This is a genomic window from Streptomyces sp. NPDC102490 (genome assembly GCF_044765285.1).
Classification (GTDB): Bacteria; Actinomycetota; Actinomycetes; order Streptomycetales; family Streptomycetaceae; genus Streptomyces.
On the sequence record NZ_JBIWJU010000016.1, the window covers coordinates 181705 to 198133 of the forward strand.

A 16429-nucleotide genomic window follows, 5' to 3' on the forward strand; every position below is an offset into this window, starting at 1 on the left:
GCCGCGGGACCGAAGCGCTCCCGCGGCCCGTCGCCCTCGCTACACCGCCGGCAGCGCGTAGATCTCGTGGCCGTGCGTCACCATCAGCCGGTTGCCGGCGAGGGCGGCCTGCCACGGCTCGCCGACGGTCTTGCTGTCGGTGTACGACCAGCGGAGCTTGCCCGTCCGCGTCTCCAGGGCGACGATGCCGCCGTCGACCGAACCGGTGGCGCCGTACAGGGTCGATCCGGCGCGGAGGAACGACTCCGGGCCGTCGACGTCCAGCTCGTCGCAGAGCCAGATCCGCTTGCCGGTCTTGACGTTCACCGCCCATACGCCGTCGTCGTGGTCGCTGACGTAGAGCACGCCGTCGAAAACCGTCGGGTTGTCGAAGCCGCGGCGGCCGGCCGGGTCGAGCGTCCAGACGGTGCTGCCCTTCTCCACGTCGACGGCCTTGAGTACGTCGCCCGGGAGGAAGAGGAGGCCGTTCGCGACCGTGGGCTGCCAGGACCACTCGTCGCCGATCTTCCGGGTCCACACCTGGTCGCCGGTGGCGGTGTCCCGGACGGTGAGGTTGAGGTTCGAGTCGGCGTAGACCAGGTACGCGCCCGAGGCGGTGCCCTGGACGTCGTAGTCCTTCGTGCCCCAGTCCCGGTGCTGGACCCACGCCGTCTTCCCCGTGGTGTGGCTGACGGCCGCGACGGCCGTGCGGTACTTGGTCGCGCTCTTCGACTGGCCGTAGTCGGTCGCCGTGACGTAGACGTTCTTGTCGTCGATGGCGATGGTGTCCTCGACGGACAGCTGCTTGCCGAGGCGGCTGCGCCAGGCCTCTTCGCCGGTCGTGACGTCGTAGGCGATCAGGGCGCCCTCGTAATCGCCGTCGGCGAGGAACACCTTGCCGCCGTGGAAGAGGAGCTGGGCTCCGGGCCGGCAGACGCCCGCCTTGGTCCAGCGGGCCTTACCGGTCCGGACGTCGTAGGCCACGAGCGGGTCGCCGCTGACCAGGAGCAGTCCGTCGTGGGTGAGGAGCGGTACGCGCGGGCTGGTGCTGTCCTCCTCGGCCGACTTGTGCCACAGCGGCTGCGGGGCCACGCCGGCGGGGGGCGTCGTGAAGGTCTCGTCCACCGGATCGGCCGAAGCCCCGGTGCCCGAAGCACCCTTCGCGTCGTCGGACGCGTCGCCGGACGTGAGTGCCCACGCGACGCCGCCCCCGGCCACGGCAACGGCCGCCGCGCCGCCCAGAGCCATGCTGAGTACGCGGCGACGGGACCGGGCGGGAGCGGGTTGCGCGGCGTCGCCGAGTCGGACGGTGCCGGGCAGCGGAGTCCCGTACCCGGGTGCCGGGGTACCGCCGGGCGCCGTGCCCCGACCGGTCGCTCCGGTCGACGGCGTGCCGTCGAGCATGGTCGGTGCCGGGCCGAAGCCTGCCGTCGACCGGTCCTGCGGCTGGGGAGCAGTACGCGGTGTCCCGGGTGCCTCCAGGTCCAGGATCCCCGCGGCGTGGGTCGCGATGGTCGAGGCGACCGCCGACGGCAGCCAGTCGTGGAGGGCGGCGTCGATGCCCTGCCCGGCCAGCGCGGCGACGATCTCACCCGGCGCCGGACGCTGTGCCGGTTCCTTCATCAGGCAGGCGCGGACGAGTCCCAGCAAGGACGGGGGCACGCCCGTCAGGTCGGCCTCTCCGTGCACGACCTGGTAGAGCAGCCCCGCGTGCGAGGCCGTGCCGTCACCGAAGGCGCCCCGCCCGGTGGCCGCGAACACGAGCACGGAACCCAGCGAGAACACATCCCCCGCCACGCCGACGTCCTTGCCCATCGCCTGCTCCGGTGACATGTAACCGGGCGAGCCGACCACCACTCCGGTCTGGGTCATGCGGCTGCCGTCCACCGCCCGGGCGATGCCGAAGTCGATGAGCCGGGGCCCGTCGGCGGCCAGCAGAACGTTGGAAGGCTTGAGGTCCCGGTGCATCAGGCCCGCCGCGTGGATGTCCTGCAACGCCGCGGCGAGACCGGCGGCCAGTGCGCGAACCGTGCGTTCGGGCAGCGCCCCGTGCGCCGCGACCACGTCGGTCAGATCGGGCCCGAGGACGTACGACGTGGCGAGCCATGGCAGCGGCGCGTCCGGGTCGGCGTCCACGACGGGGGCGGTGAAGCGGCCGGAGACCGCCTTCGCGATCTCCACCTCGTGCCGGAAGCGCTCGCGGAAGTCATGGTCCGCCGCGAGATCGGGGCGGACCACCTTGACCGCGACGGTCCGGCCACCGGGCGATCGGGCGAGGTAGACGCGGCCCATTCCACCGGCGCCAAGCCTTCGCAGGAGGCGGTAACTGCCCAGCTCCTGCGGATCGTCCGATTGCAGTGTCTCCATTGCGGGCCTTCCCCGTCGCCAAACATGACGCACAGTCATCTCATGGTCGGATCTTCGTATCGCAGCCACAGTAGTGACCACGGGGAGGGAGCCTTTACCGGGGCGTGGCCCGGCGGAGACGGTGGACGGGCCGGGTGTCCCACCCCCGCTACTCGACCTTCGACAGCCGCGCCTGCGGGCGTCCCGACTCCTTGCTCTGGGACGCGTAGGCGAGGTCGTCGCCGACCGGGGTGAAGGTGACCGTGGTGGGCGCGGGGTTGCAGCCGTCGTGGTTGCCCTTGGCGCCGACGGACCCGGCGACGATCTGCTTCTCGGTCACCTTCTTGAGGGTGATCACGTCGACGCAGACGCCGCCCAGCGGGTCGGTCTCGTGCAGCCTGCCCAGTTCCTGGCCGGGCTTCGCCTGCTTGATGGTGATCCGGAAGGTGCCCAGCGGCAGCTTGCCGTCCAGGGCGGCGGCCTGCCCCTCCCAGGTGCCGACGTAACGCGCGGGCAGCCCGCCGGGGGTGGCGGCGGGCGGCGGCTCGTGGGAACCGTCGTCGCTCCCGGCGTTGTGCGCGTCGTTGCCCGAGCCCGGCAGGAGGTCCAGGACGAACACCGACCCCACCGTCACCGCCGCCAGCGCTCCCGCCACCGCCAGCGCCACGGTGCAGCTGATCCGCCGCCCGCGCCCCTGGGCACCCCGCGTCGAGGTCGCCGCGACGGAGAGCGCGAGCCTGCCGGGCGGATGCCCCGGTCCCGGGTCACTCGGGCCCGCCCCCGGATCGCTCGGGCCCGCCCCCGGGTCGCTCGGGCCGGCGACGGACGAGGGGGAGGACGAAGAGGAGGACGAAGACGGCGGCGATGACGAAGACGACGGCGACGACGACGGGAGCGGCGCCGACAGCGCCGTAGGGGTCGGCATCACCGGCGGCGGGCCGAAGACACCCGCGGCCAGGGGCGCCGCCACGCCCTCCCCTGGCCCCCGCGCGGCACCGGCCCCGTCCGCCGTGACCGACGGGCGGCTGAACCCCACCGGGCCCGACGCCTCGCCCTCGGACGCCTCCAGGTTCAGCAGCTGTACGGCGCTCCGGCTGACCCGCTCCACCAGCGCCCCCGGCAGCCAGCCGCCGGTCACCAGGCGGGCCGCGCCCTCGGGGGCCAGGCGCCGGGCCACCTCGCCGGGGGCCGGGCGGGCGGCCGGGTCCTTGGCGAGGCAGCAGGCGACCAGTTCGCGCAGTTCCCCGTCCAGGCCGTCGAGGCTCGGCTCCTCGTGGACGACCTTGTAGAGGAGCGCGGCCGAGGAGTCACCCGGGAAGGGCGGCAGCCCCGTCGCCGCGTACGCCAGCACGGCGCCCAGCGAGAAGACGTCCGCCGCCCCGGTCACGCCCTTGCCGAGGATCTGCTCGGGGGACATGTAGCCGGGCGAACCGATGGACACGCCGGTCGAGGTCAGGGAGGCGGTGCCGTCCGTGGCGCGGGCGATGCCGAAGTCGATCAGGAGGGGGCCGTCGAGGGTGAGCAGGACGTTGGACGGCTTCACGTCCCGGTGGACGAGGCCCAGCTCGTGCACCGCGGCCAGCGCCTCGCCGAGACCCGCGCCGAGCGCCCGTACCGAGTGGGCGGGCAGCGGGCCGCCGTCCGCCACGGCCGCCGTGAGGGAGGGGCCGGCCGCGTACGCCGTGGCGACCCACGGCACGCGTGCCTCGGGGTCCGCGTCCAGGACAGGCGCGGTCCAGGCGCCGCCGACCCGGCGCGCGGCGGCCACCTCGCGCCGGAACCGGGCCCGGAACTCCTCGTCCAGTGCGAAGTGCGGGTGCACGATCTTCACCGCGACCGTGCGGCCGCCGGTGCTGCGCCCCAGGTAGACCCGGCCCATGCCGCCGGAGCCCAGCCGACCGAGCAGCCGGTAGGGCCCCACGACGGTGGGCTCGTCGACATCGAGCGGCCGCATGGCGTCCACCCCTCCCCCGTACGCCGATACCTGCCAGCAGGGTAGTGGGCCGCCCGCGGAAGGCCCCAGAGAGAAAGGGGCCGCGGCCGCGGATCAGGGCCGCAGCAGCTCCACCTTCACGTCCGCCGGGAAGCCGGTGGTCGGTCCGACCCGGCGGGCGAACTCGGTGACCGCCTCCAGCTGCGGGGCGCCGAAGCGGAAGTCGAGGGTGGTGAAGTACTTCGCGAGGGTCTCCTCGTCGAAGGCCTCCCAGCGGGCGGCCTGCTCCGCGACCTTCTCCACCTCCTCCAGGGAGAGGTTGCGGGAGGCGAGGAAGGCCTCGTGCACCTTGCGGGTGATGACCGGCTCGCGCTCCGCGTAGTCGCGCCGGGCCGCCCAGACCGCGAAGACGAACGGCAGGCCCGTCCACTCCTTCCACAGGGCGCCCAGGTCGTACACGTCGAGGCCGTAGCGCGGGCCGTCGATCATGTTGGCGCGCAGGGCCGCGTCCCCGATGAGGACGGCCGCGTCGGCCTCCTGCATCATCAGGCTCAGGTCCGGCGGGCAGGTGTAGTAGTCGGGCTGGACGCCGAAGCGTTCCGCCAGGAGGAGCTGGGCGAGCCGTACGGAGGTGCGCGAGGTCGACCCAAGGGCGACCCGGGCGCCGTCCAGGCGGTCCAGCGGGACCTGGGAGACGATCACGCACGACATCACCGGGCCGTCGCAGCCGACGGCGATGTCGGGGAAGGCGACGAGGTCGTCGGCGTTCTTGAGGAATTCGACCAGGGTGACGGGACCGATGTCGAGATCGCCGCGCACCAGCTGCTCGCTGAGCTTCTCCGGGGTGTCCTTCGTCAGCTCGAAGTCGAGGAGCGTGCCTGTTCTCGCGAGCCCCCAGTACAGGGGCAGGCAGTTCAGGAACTGGATGTGGCCGACACGCGGCCGGGTGCGAGAATTGTCCACATCGCGAGGCTAGCCCTCCCCCGAGGTCCCCCCGTCGCCGACCCCCGGCGTCAGCCGAACGGCGCAGGTGTTCAAACGTCCGGGTGAAGTGATCTTGACCTCTGTTGCGCGCGGGGGCCTGCGTGCTAGGCTCACAGCAAGTTGCAGTTTGGTTTCCCTTGCAGTACAGAGCCTGCGGAGCATGTGACCGCGGGCTCTCGTCGTTCTCAGACGTATGCAGTTGTGCGGCATTCAAAGTCTTCACACTTGCTGGTTCTGGAGCAGGGCAACCCTTTGGGCCCAAGGAGGGCTTATGGCTACCGGAACCGTGAAGTGGTTCAACGCCGAAAAGGGCTTTGGTTTCATCGCCCAGGAAGGCGGCGGCCCGGACGTCTTCGTCCACTACTCCGCGATCAACGCTCAGGGATTCCGTTCCCTCGAGGAGAACCAGCAGGTGTCCTTCGACGTCACGCAGGGCCCCAAGGGTCCGCAGGCGGAGAATGTCACTCCTGTCTGATTGACAGCAGTACCCAAGGAGCCCCGCGCCGTTCTCGGCGACGGGGCTCCTGCCCTTTCCGCCCCGGCTGTCAGTGGCCGCCACTAGGGTCCGTCCATGACCACCGACCCCGCCTTCGTGGCCACCACCCGGACCTTCTACGACGCCGTCGCCGAGGACTACTACGCCCGGTTCCGCAGCGCGCTCGACGACGCCCCGCTCGACCGGGCGCTGATGGGCGCCTTCGCCGAGCTGGTGGGGCCCGAGGGGCAGGTGGCCGACCTCGGCTGCGGGCCCGGCCTGGTCACCGCGCACCTGGCCTCGCTGGGCCTGCGGGTCTTCGGCCTGGACCTGTCCTCCTCGATGCTGGCGATCGCGCGCCGCGAGAACCCCGGGCTGCGGTTCGAGCAGGGGTCGATGCTGGACCTCGACCTCCCGGACGGCGCCCTCGCGGGGGCGGTCTCCTGGTACTCGTCGATCCACACGCCGTGGGAGAAGCTGCCGGACCTCTTCGACGAGGTGCGGCGCGTGCTGGCCCCGGGCGGGCATCTGCTGCTCGGCTTCCAGGTCGGTGACGAGCCCAACCACCACGACCGCCCGTGGGGCCACCCGGTCGCCCTGGACTTCGAACGGCGGCGGCCGGAGCCGATGGCACAGCTGCTGGAGCAGGCCGGGTTCACCGTGCTGTCCCGGACGGTGCGGATCACCGAGGAGACCACCGTCGCCCAGGTCCCGCAGGCCTGCCTCATCGCCCGCCGCTGACCACCGCAGGGCACCGCCGCAAGCCGACGCCGTCCTACCCCTCGTACAGCCTCTCCACCGCCCCCGCGAAGTCCCGCATGATCGCTTCGCGCCGGAGCTTCATGGAGGGGGTCAGGTGGCCCTCCCACTCGGTGAAGTCCCTGGGCAGGACGGCGAAGCGGCGGATGGACTCGGGGCGGGAGACCAGCTTGTTGGCCTCGTCGACGGCGCGCTGGAGCACCGCGTGGACTTCCTCGTCGTCCACCAGCAGCTCCGGCGGCACCGGGTGCTTGCCGTTCATGCGGCGCCAGTGGGTGAGGCCGTCGGGGTCGAGGGTGAACAGGGCGGAGACGTAGGGGCGGCGGTCGCCCAGCACGATGCACTGGGAGATCAGGGGGTGGGAGCGCAGCCAGTTCTCCAGCGGGGCCGGGGCGACGCTCTTGCCGCCCGCGGTGATCAGCAGCTCCTTCTTGCGGCCGGTGATGGTCAGATAGCCCTCGTCGTCCAGGCTGCCGAGGTCGCCGGTGGCGAACCAGCCGTCGGGGGCGGCCGGGACGACGCCACCGGCCTGTGGGTCCCAGTAGCCGTGCAGGACCTGATCGCCGGCGACCAGGATCTCGCCGTCGGCGGCGATGCGGACGCGGGTGCCGGGTAGCGGCCAGCCGACCGTGCCCAGGCGCGGCTTGAGCGGGGGTGTGACGGTGGCTGCGGCGGTGGTCTCGGTGAGGCCGTAGCCCTCGAAGATCTCGATGCCGGCCCCGGCGTAGAAGGCGGCCAGGCGGCGGCCGAGCGGGGAGCCGCCGCAGATGGCGTACTTGACCCGGCCGCCCATGGCGGCCCGGATCTTCCGGTAGACGAGCGGGTCGTAGAAGGAGCGGGCGGTCTTCAGGCCGCGGCCGGGGCCGCCGCCCGCGCCGGTCTGGCGGGCCTCCTTGGCCTCGCCGTAGCGCACCGCCACCGAGACGGCGCGGTCGAAGGCCGCGGCCCGGCCGCCGGACTCGGCCTTGGCGCGGGCGCTGTTGAAGACCTTCTCCAGCATGTACGGGATGGTCAGCAGACAGGTGGGGCGGAAGGCCGCGAGGTCGGGGAGCAGGTCCTCGGGTTTCAGGCTCGGCGCGTGGCCGAGGCGGACCCGGGCGCGGACGCAGGCGACGGCGACCATGCGGCCGAAGACGTGGGACATCGGCAGGAAGAGCAGGATCGAGGGCTCCTCGCCGGTCTCCGCCTTGAAGACGGGGTAGAGCAGCTCGATGGCGTTGTCGACCTCGGCGAAGAAGTTGCCGTGGGTGAGGACGCAGCCCTTGGGGCGGCCGGTGGTGCCGGAGGTGTAGATGAGGGTGGCCAGGGTGGACGGGCCGAGCATGCCGCGGCGCACCTCCACCTCGGCGTCCGGCAGCCGCGCGCCCAGCTCCGCCAGCCGCTCCACGTGCCCCTTCTCCATGACCCACAGGTGCCCCAGGTCGGGTATGCGGTCCAGCTCGGGGCCGAGGGCGGCGGCCTGCGCGGTGGTCTCGGTGACCAGGGTGACGGCGCCGGAGTCCTGGAGGATCCAGCGGGTCTGGAAGAGGGAGGAGGTCGGGTAGATCGGGACGGTGACCAGGCCGGCCGCCCACGCGGCGAAGTCCAGCAGCGTCCACTCGTACGTCGTGCGCGCCATGACGGCGATGCGGTCGCCCGGCATCAGCCCCTCGGAGATCATGCCCTTGGCCACCGCGAGCACCTGCGCGGCGAACTCGGCCGCCGTGACGTCGCTCCAGTCGCCCTCCGGCGATCTGCGGCTGAGGACGACCTGGTCCGGGACGGCCGCCGCGTTGTCGAAGGGGAGGTCGGCGAGGGACCCGCGGCGCACCGGCGGCGCGAACGGCGGTACGTACGCCTCCCGGACGGCCCCGTCCAGCATCCGCGTCTCGGGCGCCACCAGGGTGGGGCCGGGCGAGTCGGCGTAGGCGGCGGACGCGGCGAAGGACGGAAGCGGGGTGGACACGGGCGGCTCCTGGGACGTGCAGCACGGACACGGCTTCTGCTGTCGCTGCTCTGCTGCATGACGTACGTGCCTCGCGCGCCGAGGCGTTCATCGCCGGAGTCGGCGGACAGGGGTTACCGGCGGTCAGTGACGGGATCGTACGGTGCCCGCGTGAGGAGTTGGTGCGCGTTCGGGGACGGTCCCGCGCCGGACGTGTGCAGTGTTGACGGTTACCTGAGGGTAAGTCATGTTCGTTCCAGTATGGCCGTGACGCCCTGGCCGCCCGCCGCGCAGACGGAGATCAGGCCGCGTCCCGGCGCTTCGCGCTCGGCGAGCAGGGTGGCCAGGGTCGCCACGATCCGGGCGCCGGTCGCGGCGAAGGGGTGGCCGGTGGCGAGGGAGGAGCCGGCCACGTTCAGGCGGGCCCGGTCCACCGGGGCCAGGCCGCGCTTCTCCCAGGCGGCCAGTGTGGCCAGCACCTGGGACGCGAACGCCTCGTGGATCTCGACGAGGTCGAAGTCACCGGTCCCGAGCCCGGCCCGTTCCAGCATCCGCGGGACCGCGTACGCGGGCGCCATCAGCAGCCCGTCCTCGCCGCCGGCCACGTCCCCGCCGACGAAGTCCACGGCCGCCGTCTCGTACGCCGTGAGGTAGGCGAGGGGTTCGATGCCCCGGGCCTCGGCCCACTCCTCGCTCGCCAGGAGCACCGTCGCGGCGCCGTCCGTCAGGGGCGTGGAGTTGCCCGCCGTCATGGTGGGTCCGGGGGCGTCGAGGCCGAACACGGGCTTCAGCGCGGCCAGTTTCTCCACGGTCGAGCCGGGGCGCAGGTTCTGGTCGCGGGCCAGGCCGCGGAAGGGGACCACCAGGTCCTGGAAGAGGCCGCGTTCGTACGCCGCCGCCAGCCGCTGGTGGCTCGCGGCGGCCAACGCGTCCTGTTCCTCACGGGAGATGCCCCAGGCGCGTGCGGTGACCGCGGCGTGCTCGCCCATGGACAGGCCGGTGCGCGGCTCGGCGTTTCGCGGGATGTCGGGGACCAGGTGCCCCGGGCGGATCTTCGCCAGCGCCTTCAGTCTGGCGCCGGTGGACTTGGCCCGGCGGGCCTCCAGCAGGATGCGGCGCAGCCGGTCGTTGACGCCGAGCGGCGCGTCGCTCGCGGTGTCGGCGCCGCCCGCGATCGCGGACTCGGTCTGGCCGAGGGCGATCTTGTTGGCGGCGGCGATCACGGCCTGGAGTCCGGTCCCGCAGGCCTGCTGGATGTCGTAGGCGGGGGTGCGCGGGTCCAGTGCCGAGCCGAGGACCGTCTCGCGGGCGAGGTTGAAGTCCCGGCTGTGCTTGAGGACCGCGCCGGCCACGAACTCGCCGACCGCGCCCGGCTCCTGGAGGCCGTGCCGCTCGACCAGGCCGTCGAGGGCCGCGGTGAGCATCTCCTGGTTGGAGGCGGTGGCGTACGGCCCGTCGGAGCGGGCGAAGGGGACGCGGGCGCCGCCGAGGACCGCGACGCGGCGCGTGGGCTGCGGTGCCAGAGGGCTCATCTCGACCTGCTCCTCACCCGTGACATAGGCTTACCTCCGGTAACCTTACTCCAGAGTAAGCAGTTGTGGGCAGGACCGACCTCCGGAAGATCTCCGGAAGACCTCTGGACACGTCGCAGCCGTTGGGGAGACAGGACATGGCCGACCGCTATCTCAGCTTCACCGGCACCGCACCCGGCCGTTTCCTCACCCGGAGGCTGGGCCTGCCGCAACCCGCCGAGCTGCGGCGGGACGCGTTCGACGGCGGCCTGCTGCACCTCACGGCCGGCCCGCCGCACCCCGGCCTCCCGCCCGTCCTGGCCCGCACGGGCCTGCCCCGGGACGAGGACGGCCGGCCCGCCGCCGTCGTCCTCGACGCCACCGGCGTACGGGACGTCGACACGCTCGCCGAGGTGCACGCCGCGTTGCACCCCGTCGTACGGTCCGTCGCCGCGAGCGGCCGCGTGGTGGTGCTCGGTGCCCCGCTCGACCCGGCCGACCACCACCAGGCCGCCGCCCAGCAGGCGTTGGAGGGGTTCACGCGCTCGCTCGGCAAGGAGATCGGCCGGGGCAGGACGGTCAACCTGGTACGGCTCACCGACCCGGCACCCGCCGAGTCCACCCTGCGCTTCCTCCTCTCCCCCGCCTCCGCCTACGTCAGCGGCCAGGTGATCGAGGTCGGGGCGGCGGGCGAGGGCGCCGACCCCGACGACTGGGCTCTCCCCCTCGCCGGGCGCGCCGCCCTGGTCACCGGCGCCGCACGGGGCATCGGCGCGGCGGTCGCCGAGACGCTGGCCGGGCAGGGCGCCCAGGTCGTCGTCCTGGACGTGCCGCAGGCCGAGGACGCGGCACGCCGGGCCGCCGAACGCCTCGGCGGCACCGCCCTCGCGCTGGACATCACGGCCGCCGACGCGGGCGAGCGCATCGCCGCCGCGCTGCCCGGCGGGCTCGACATCCTGATCCACAACGCGGGCGTCACCCGCGACCGGCGCCTGGTCAACATGCCCGCCGAACGCTGGAGTTCCGTGCTCGACGTCAACCTGGCGAGCGTCCTGCGCACCACGGACGCGCTGCTCGGGGCGGGCGCCGTCAACCGGGGCGGCAGGATCGTGGCGACGGCCTCCATCGCCGGGCTCGCGGGCAACGCGGGCCAGACCAACTACGGCGCGAGCAAGGCGGGCATCGTCGGGCTGGTCCGCTCGCTGGCACCCCGCGCGCTCGCCGACCACGGAGTGACGGTGAACGCGGTGGCCCCGGGCTTCATCGAGACGAAGATGACGGCGGCGGTCCCCCTCTTCATCCGCGAGGCGGGCCGCCGCATGAACTCCCTCGCCCAGGGCGGCCTGCCCGTCGACGTCGCCCGGACCACCGCCTGGCTCGCCCACCCGGCCTCCGGCGCCGTCAACGGCCAGGTCGTCCGGGTCTGCGGCCAGAGCCTGCTGGGGGCGTGATGACCACCGCTGCCCCGACCACCAGCACCCTGACCGGCGTCCCCGCCCTCGCGCCGCTCCTCGCCCGCGGCGCGCTCCTGTCGCCCCTCAAGCGCCCCCGCCCGGACGCGGACTTCCCCCGCACCCGGCTGGTGCTGCCCGGCCTGCGCGTCGACCTGGCACGGCTGGCGGCGTACGAGCGGGTGTGCGGGCTCGCGGCCGGCGCGGACGCGCTTCCGGTGACGTATCCGCACGTGCTGGGCTTCCCGCTGGCCATGCGCCTGATGAGCGCCCGGGGCTTCCCGCTGCCCCTGCTCGGGCTCGTCCACACCTCCCTCGGCATCACCCGGCGGGCCGCCCTGCCCGCCACCGGCGCCTACGAACTCGCCGTGCACGTCGAGGGGCTGGTCCCGCACCGGCGCGGCACCGAGGCGTCGGTGGTCACGGAGCTGCGCGCCGGCGCGGACGTCGTGTGGGAGTCCCGCAGCACCTACCTGGCCCGGCACCGCACCACCGCCCGGCCCGCCGCCGGGGAGACCGCCTCGGAAGACCGGGAGCCGCTCCCCACGCGCGCCGAGTGGCGGCTGGCGGGTGACGTCGGACGCCGCTACGCCGCCGCGTCCGGTGACCGCAACCCGATCCACCTGCACCCGCTCACCGCCCGCCTGTTCGGCTTCCCTCGGGCCATCGCGCACGGCATGTGGACGGTGGCCCGGTGCCTCGCCGAGCACGGGACGCCGGACGCGGCCGTGGTGCGGGCGGAGTTCCGGGCGCCGGTGCTGCTGCCGGGGACGGTGGCGTACGGGGCCGGGGACGGGCGGTTCGAACTGCGCGCCGCCCGCGACGGCCGGCTGCACCTGTCCGGCGCGGCCGGGCCCTATCCGGCGGCCTGAGCCACCGGCGCCGGGTCCGGCGCCGACTCCGGCAGCGGCTCCTGCTCCTGCGTCGGCTCCTGCTCCGGCTCCGGCTCCTCCGGCGGGGACCACGGCCGCCCCGCCATCAGGTCGCCCAGGCCCGCCCAGGCGAAGTTCATCAGGGTTGCCGCCGCCTGCTTCGCGGTGACGCCCTCGGTGGCGCCCGCCCAGTCGGCGAGCGACTCCGCCGCGCCGACCAGCGCCTCGGCCAGCCCGGCGACCTCTCCCTCGGGCAGATGCGGGTCCCGGTGCGCGTCGCGTGCCGCGGCGGCGATCAGCTGCGTCACGAACGCCACGATCTCCTCGCGCATCACCGCCACTTCGGCCGCGAACCGCTCCCCGTGGGTACGGGCGTGCAGGTGCAGCACCCGCCAGGCGTCCGGGTGCCGCGCGGTGTGGCTGAAGAACGCCCGCAGCCCCGACCAGAGTTGCCCGTCCGCGGGGAGCCCCGGACGCACCCCGGCCCGCACCGCCTCGGTGAGGGCGCGGGCCTCGCGGCCGATGCAGGCGCTGAAGAGGTCGTCCTTCGAGTTCAGGTACAGGTACACCAGCGGCTTGGACACGCCCGCCAGTTCGGCGATCTCGTCCATCGACGCCGCCATGTACCCGCGCCGTCCGAAGACGCTCACGGCGGCGTCCAGCATCTGCTGCTCACGGACCGCACGCGGCATCCGCTTGGTCTTCCCAGCACCCATGCGACTCAGCGTACGGTCCGTGCGGCCGTGATCAGGACGTCAGCGCGGTGCCGGCGCCCGGATCACGTCGGTCAGGCGGCGACCGGAACCGGCTCCGCGTCCTGCTTCTCCCGCTCGGGCTCGTCGATCGGCGAGGCGTGCGCCTCGTCGTACGCCTTGCGGTCGAGCAGTCCCTCGCGGGCCGAGACGATGACCGGCACGAGGGCCTGGCCCGCGACGTTGGTCGCGGTGCGCATCATGTCCAGGATCGGGTCGATGGCAAGGAGGAGGCCGACGCCCTCCATGGGCAGGCCCAGGGTGGACAGGGTCAGGGTGAGCATGACGGTGGCGCCGGTGAGGCCGGCCGTGGCGGCGGAGCCGACCACCGAGACGAAGGCGATCAGCAGGTAGTCGCCGACGCCGAGCTGGATGTCGAAGATCTGCGCGACGAAGATCGCGGCGATCGCCGGGTAGATCGCGGCGCAGCCGTCCATCTTGGTGGTCGCGCCGAACGGCACGGCGAAGGACGCGTACTCCTTCGGGACGCCGAGGCGCTCGGTGACCTTCTGGGTCAGCGGCATGGTGCCGACCGAGGAGCGGGAGACGAAGGCCAGCTGGATGGCGGGCCAGGCGCCCTTGAAGAACTGGAGCGGGTTGGCCTTGGCGACGGTGGCGAGCAGCGTCGGGTAGACCACGAACATCACGAGGGCGCAGCCGACGTAGATGTCGGCGGTGAAGGTGGCGTACTTGCCGATCAGGTCCCAGCCGTAGGTGGCGATGGCCTTGCCGATGAGGCCGACGGTGCCGAGCGGGGCGAGGCGGATGACCCACCACAGGGCCTTCTGGAGGAGTTCGAGGACCGACTCGCTCAGGTTCAGGATCGGCTGGGCCTTCTCGCCGAGCTGGAGGGCGGCGATACCGGCGACGGCGGCCATGAAGACGATCTGGAGCACGTTCAGCTCGGTGAACGGCGTGATGACGTCGGTCGGCACGATGCCGGTCAGGAAGTCGATCCAGGAGCCGGTGTGCTCGGGCTTGGCGCCGTCGGCCGGGGTGAGGCCGGTGCCGGAGCCGGGGTTGGTGACCAGGCCGATGACGAGGCCGATGGCCACCGCGATCAGCGACGTGATCATGAACCAGAGGAGGGTGCGGGACGCCAGGCGGGCGGCGTTGTTGACCTTCCGCAGGTTGGTGATCGAGACGAGGATCGCGAAGAAGACCAGCGGTGCGACGGCCAGCTTCAGCAGGCCGATGAAGGTGTCACCGATCTTCTCCAGGGTGGTGACCAGCCACGATATGTCCTGGCTGCGGGCCAGCCAGCCCAGTAGGACGCCGAGGACGAGGCCGGCGAGTATCTGGGCCCAGAAGGGCACCTTGAGGTACTTCGTCACAGAAGAGGCTGAAGACACGGACATGCTCCGTAGGGGGACGGGACGCGGGAGGGGACGCGCTGAGCTGACGTGGGGACGACTGGTGAGGGGGGAACGTCAGGGGCGACAGTTCGCGGACGCGCACCGGCAGAGGTCCACGTGCAGGCGCGCCACGAGCGCGAGGCGCTGTGGTGTGGTGGGCGCGGCTGCTTGCTTCATGCACACGACTTTAACACTCATGCTTTGAGACACTCAAAGCCATACTTTGAGAGGCAGGAGTGCGCTACTGCCCGCAAAACGCAAAGCGCCCCGGTTTCCGGTGAATTCGGAAGCCGGGGCGTGCGTGCGTGACGGACGTTACGAGGTCTGGCCCTGCGCCCGCGCGGTGTCGTCGGCGCGGTCCTCCTGGCCGCGGTTGGCCTCCAGGTTGGCCTTCATGCGGGTGACCCGGCCCGCGACCTGGACCGAGGCCCGGTCCCGCTCCTTGCGCAGCGCGACGTAGCTGATGGGGGCGGAGATCAGCAGGGAGAGCAGCAGGATCCACATGCCGTTGGAGTCACCGAGGCCGCGCGGGAACACTCCGGCGTAGACGAGCCCCCAGACGACCACGAGGCAGCCTGCGAAGATCCCGAGGCGCATCAGCGTGTAGCGGAGCATCTCAATCCACTCTTCCGTTTCTGGCACAAAGAGGCACTGCCCAGTGAAACATGCCGGGTCGTCGATCTTGCAGGGGGGTCGGGCCTCGGTCAGCCCAGGGGCAGCAGCATGAAGACGTCGTCCCGGTCGTCGCCGGGCGCGACCCGGATCGCACCGGGGACCCGGCCGACCTCCTTGTAGCCGCAGGACTCGTAGAACCGCTCCAGGCCGAGCCCGCCCCGGCAGGTGAGCCGTATCGCCTCGATGCCGTCGCAGGTCCGGGCGGCGTCCGCGGCGGCGGCCATCAGGTCCCGGCCGTAGCCCCGGCCCTGGTGGCGCGGGTGGACCATGACCGTGTAGAGCCACAGCCAGTGCCGCATCAGGCGGTGCGTGTTGAGGGCGAGGAACGCGGTGGCGGCCACCCGGCCCTCCGCGTCGTGGCCGACGAGCAGACGGGTGCGCCCCTCGGCCATGCCCGTCATGTGCTTGACCAGCTCGGGGCGGATGTCCTCGCGCGTCACCGGCGGCACGAAGCCCACGGAGCCGCCGGCGTTGGAGACGTCGGTCCACAGGTCGAGGACGCCGTCACGGAGGTCGGGGGTGACGGCCGGATCGAAAGTGAAAGTAAGGGACACCGAGCCATGGTAACCATTACCCGAGGGCTTGTGCGGCGACTTTCAGGTCCGAGACCAGTCCCCGGTAGGCCCCCTCCCGGTCGTCGGAGCGCAGCACCGCCGACGGGTGCACGGTCGGCACCAGCCGTTCCGGCCGCCCGTGGATCTCCTCCTCCAGCAGCGTGCCGCGCACCCGGGTGACCCGGAAGGACGAGCCGAGCAGCGCCTTCCCGGCCGTGGCGCCAAGGACCACGATCAGCTCGGGCTCCACCCGGTCCAGCTCGGCGGCCAGCCAGGGGCCGCAGGCGGTCATCTCGCGCAGGGTGGGCGCCTTGTGGATACGGCGCTTGCGGGGCTCGGCCCGGGTGAACTTGAAGTGCTTGACGGCGTTGGTGACGTACGCGTCCGCCGGGTCGAGGCCGGCGTCCGCCAGCGCCCGGTCGAGGAGGTGCCCGGCGGGGCCGACGAAGGGCTTGCCCTGCCGGTCCTCCTGGTCGCCGGGCTGCTCACCGACGAGCATGAGGCGGGCGGTCGCCTTGCCGGCGCCGAAGACGGTCTGGGTGGCGTCCCTGTGCAGGGGGCAGCCGTGGCAGTCGGCGGCGGCCTTGCGGAGGGCGGGGAGGCCGCCGTGTTTCGGCACGAAGGGTTGTGCGGTGTAGTCGTCCTCGGTGGCCATGGGGTGCGGGTACCCGCCGCGGGGGTGCGGACCCATGCCGGGTGCGGGTGAGTGGGTGGTTGCTCGCGCAGTTCCCCGCGCCCCTTTCAGGGGCGCGGGGAACAGCGCGAACGGCCCCCACCCGCCCGCCCCCGCAGAACAACCGGAGATTAAGACCCCCATCGGCTGCGGCGACTCCCGGCGCGCCCGGGGGGGGCCCGCGTA

15 protein-coding genes are annotated in these 16429 nt (G+C 72.9%); 4 read left to right on the forward strand and 11 right to left on the reverse strand.

Features of this window, described 5'->3' with window-relative positions; all coding sequences use genetic code 11:
- Positions 1-39: 39 nt before the first annotated feature.
- The 3 genes from ACIRGB_RS32665 to ACIRGB_RS32675 form a co-directional block, all read right to left on the reverse strand.
- Positions 40-2346 (reverse strand): PQQ-binding-like beta-propeller repeat protein, encoded by a 2307-nt coding sequence (locus ACIRGB_RS32665; RefSeq protein WP_403872538.1) that lies wholly within the window; start codon positions 2344-2346, stop codon positions 40-42.
- 148 nt (positions 2347-2494) lie between these two features.
- Entirely contained in the window at positions 2495-4279 is a 1785-nt protein-coding gene (locus ACIRGB_RS32670; protein ID WP_403872540.1) for a serine/threonine-protein kinase, read from the reverse strand.
- A 93-nt stretch (positions 4280-4372) separates the two neighbouring features.
- On the reverse strand, positions 4373-5221 hold the full coding sequence (locus ACIRGB_RS32675; RefSeq protein ID WP_403872542.1) for a menaquinone biosynthetic enzyme MqnA/MqnD family protein: 849 nt from the start codon (positions 5219-5221) through the stop codon (positions 4373-4375).
- Positions 5222-5513: 292 nt separating this feature from the next.
- Here ACIRGB_RS32675 and ACIRGB_RS32680 point away from each other — a divergent pair, with 292 nt between their 5' ends.
- Positions 5514-5717, forward strand: coding sequence for a cold-shock protein (locus ACIRGB_RS32680; RefSeq protein ID WP_003974443.1), 204 nt, complete (start codon positions 5514-5516; stop codon positions 5715-5717).
- A gap of 96 nt (positions 5718-5813) precedes the next feature.
- The gene (locus tag ACIRGB_RS32685) at positions 5814-6458 is read left to right on the forward strand and encodes a class I SAM-dependent DNA methyltransferase (protein WP_403872545.1); all 645 of its coding nucleotides are present in this window, start codon (positions 5814-5816) and stop codon (positions 6456-6458) included.
- A 34-nt stretch (positions 6459-6492) separates the two neighbouring features.
- On the opposite strand, the gene ACIRGB_RS32690 is transcribed toward ACIRGB_RS32685, so the two are convergent.
- Both ACIRGB_RS32690 and ACIRGB_RS32695 read right to left on the reverse strand, forming a co-directional pair.
- A complete protein-coding gene (locus tag ACIRGB_RS32690) occupies positions 6493-8421 on the reverse strand; it encodes an AMP-dependent synthetase/ligase (RefSeq protein ID WP_403872547.1) in 1929 nt (642 codons plus the stop codon).
- Between the two features lie 224 nt (positions 8422-8645).
- Positions 8646-9932, reverse strand: a complete 1287-nt coding sequence (locus ACIRGB_RS32695) for an acetyl-CoA C-acetyltransferase (protein WP_403872549.1) — start codon at positions 9930-9932, stop codon at positions 8646-8648.
- A gap of 137 nt (positions 9933-10069) precedes the next feature.
- On the opposite strand from ACIRGB_RS32695, the gene ACIRGB_RS32700 reads away from it, so the two are divergent.
- Positions 10070-11362 (forward strand): 3-oxoacyl-ACP reductase, encoded by a 1293-nt coding sequence (locus tag ACIRGB_RS32700; RefSeq protein ID WP_403872551.1) that lies wholly within the window; start codon positions 10070-10072, stop codon positions 11360-11362.
- The gene (locus ACIRGB_RS32705; RefSeq protein WP_403872553.1) at positions 11362-12234 is read left to right on the forward strand and encodes a MaoC family dehydratase; all 873 of its coding nucleotides are present in this window, start codon (positions 11362-11364) and stop codon (positions 12232-12234) included. Before ACIRGB_RS32700 ends, ACIRGB_RS32705 begins: the two co-directional genes overlap by 1 nt.
- Here the strand turns inward: ACIRGB_RS32705 and ACIRGB_RS32710 are convergent.
- The 6 genes from ACIRGB_RS32710 to ACIRGB_RS32735 all read right to left on the reverse strand — a co-directional run bounded on the left by ACIRGB_RS32710 (position 12219) and on the right by ACIRGB_RS32735 (position 16225).
- Positions 12219-12950 carry a TetR/AcrR family transcriptional regulator gene (locus ACIRGB_RS32710; protein ID WP_403872555.1) on the reverse strand — a complete coding sequence of 244 codons (732 nt, stop codon included), beginning with the start codon at positions 12948-12950 and terminating at the stop codon, positions 12219-12221. The two genes, ACIRGB_RS32705 and ACIRGB_RS32710, sit on opposite strands and share 16 nt — an antisense overlap.
- A gap of 71 nt (positions 12951-13021) precedes the next feature.
- A complete protein-coding gene (locus tag ACIRGB_RS32715) occupies positions 13022-14344 on the reverse strand; it encodes a dicarboxylate/amino acid:cation symporter (protein WP_403872556.1) in 1323 nt (440 codons plus the stop codon).
- Positions 14345-14416: 72 nt separating this feature from the next.
- Complete coding sequence (locus ACIRGB_RS32720) at positions 14417-14518, reverse strand: putative leader peptide (RefSeq protein ID WP_309546884.1); 102 nt, start codon at positions 14516-14518, stop codon at positions 14417-14419.
- Between the two features lie 138 nt (positions 14519-14656).
- Positions 14657-14956, reverse strand: coding sequence for a DUF4229 domain-containing protein (locus tag ACIRGB_RS32725; RefSeq protein WP_403872558.1), 300 nt, complete (start codon positions 14954-14956; stop codon positions 14657-14659).
- Between the two features lie 89 nt (positions 14957-15045).
- Positions 15046-15570, reverse strand: a complete 525-nt coding sequence (locus ACIRGB_RS32730; protein ID WP_403872560.1) for a GNAT family N-acetyltransferase — start codon at positions 15568-15570, stop codon at positions 15046-15048.
- Positions 15571-15586: 16 nt separating this feature from the next.
- Positions 15587-16225 (reverse strand): UdgX family uracil-DNA binding protein, encoded by a 639-nt coding sequence (locus ACIRGB_RS32735; protein ID WP_403872562.1) that lies wholly within the window; start codon positions 16223-16225, stop codon positions 15587-15589.
- Positions 16226-16429: the final 204 nt, after the last annotated feature.

Bases quoted from the DNA above. Each gene is read 5' to 3' on its own strand.
- ACIRGB_RS32720 (WP_309546884.1), bottom strand. From the start codon at position 14,518: ATGAAGCAAGCAGCCGCGCCCACCACACCACAGCGCCTCGCGCTCGTG.
- ACIRGB_RS32670 (WP_403872540.1), bottom strand. From the start codon at position 4,279: ATGCGGCCGCTCGATGTCGACGAGCCCACCGTCGTGGGGCCCTACCGG.
- ACIRGB_RS32680 (WP_003974443.1), top strand. From the start codon at position 5,514: ATGGCTACCGGAACCGTGAAGTGGTTCAACGCCGAAAAGGGCTTTGGT.
- ACIRGB_RS32665 (WP_403872538.1), bottom strand. From the start codon at position 2,346: ATGGAGACACTGCAATCGGACGATCCGCAGGAGCTGGGCAGTTACCGC.
- ACIRGB_RS32710 (WP_403872555.1), bottom strand. From the start codon at position 12,950: ATGGGTGCTGGGAAGACCAAGCGGATGCCGCGTGCGGTCCGTGAGCAG.
- ACIRGB_RS32725 (WP_403872558.1), bottom strand. From the start codon at position 14,956: ATGCTCCGCTACACGCTGATGCGCCTCGGGATCTTCGCAGGCTGCCTC.
- ACIRGB_RS32685 (WP_403872545.1), top strand. From the start codon at position 5,814: ATGACCACCGACCCCGCCTTCGTGGCCACCACCCGGACCTTCTACGAC.
- ACIRGB_RS32735 (WP_403872562.1), bottom strand. From the start codon at position 16,225: ATGGCCACCGAGGACGACTACACCGCACAACCCTTCGTGCCGAAACAC.
- ACIRGB_RS32715 (WP_403872556.1), bottom strand. From the start codon at position 14,344: ATGTCCGTGTCTTCAGCCTCTTCTGTGACGAAGTACCTCAAGGTGCCC.
- ACIRGB_RS32695 (WP_403872549.1), bottom strand. From the start codon at position 9,932: ATGAGCCCTCTGGCACCGCAGCCCACGCGCCGCGTCGCGGTCCTCGGC.
- ACIRGB_RS32705 (WP_403872553.1), top strand. From the start codon at position 11,362: ATGACCACCGCTGCCCCGACCACCAGCACCCTGACCGGCGTCCCCGCC.
- ACIRGB_RS32700 (WP_403872551.1), top strand. From the start codon at position 10,070: ATGGCCGACCGCTATCTCAGCTTCACCGGCACCGCACCCGGCCGTTTC.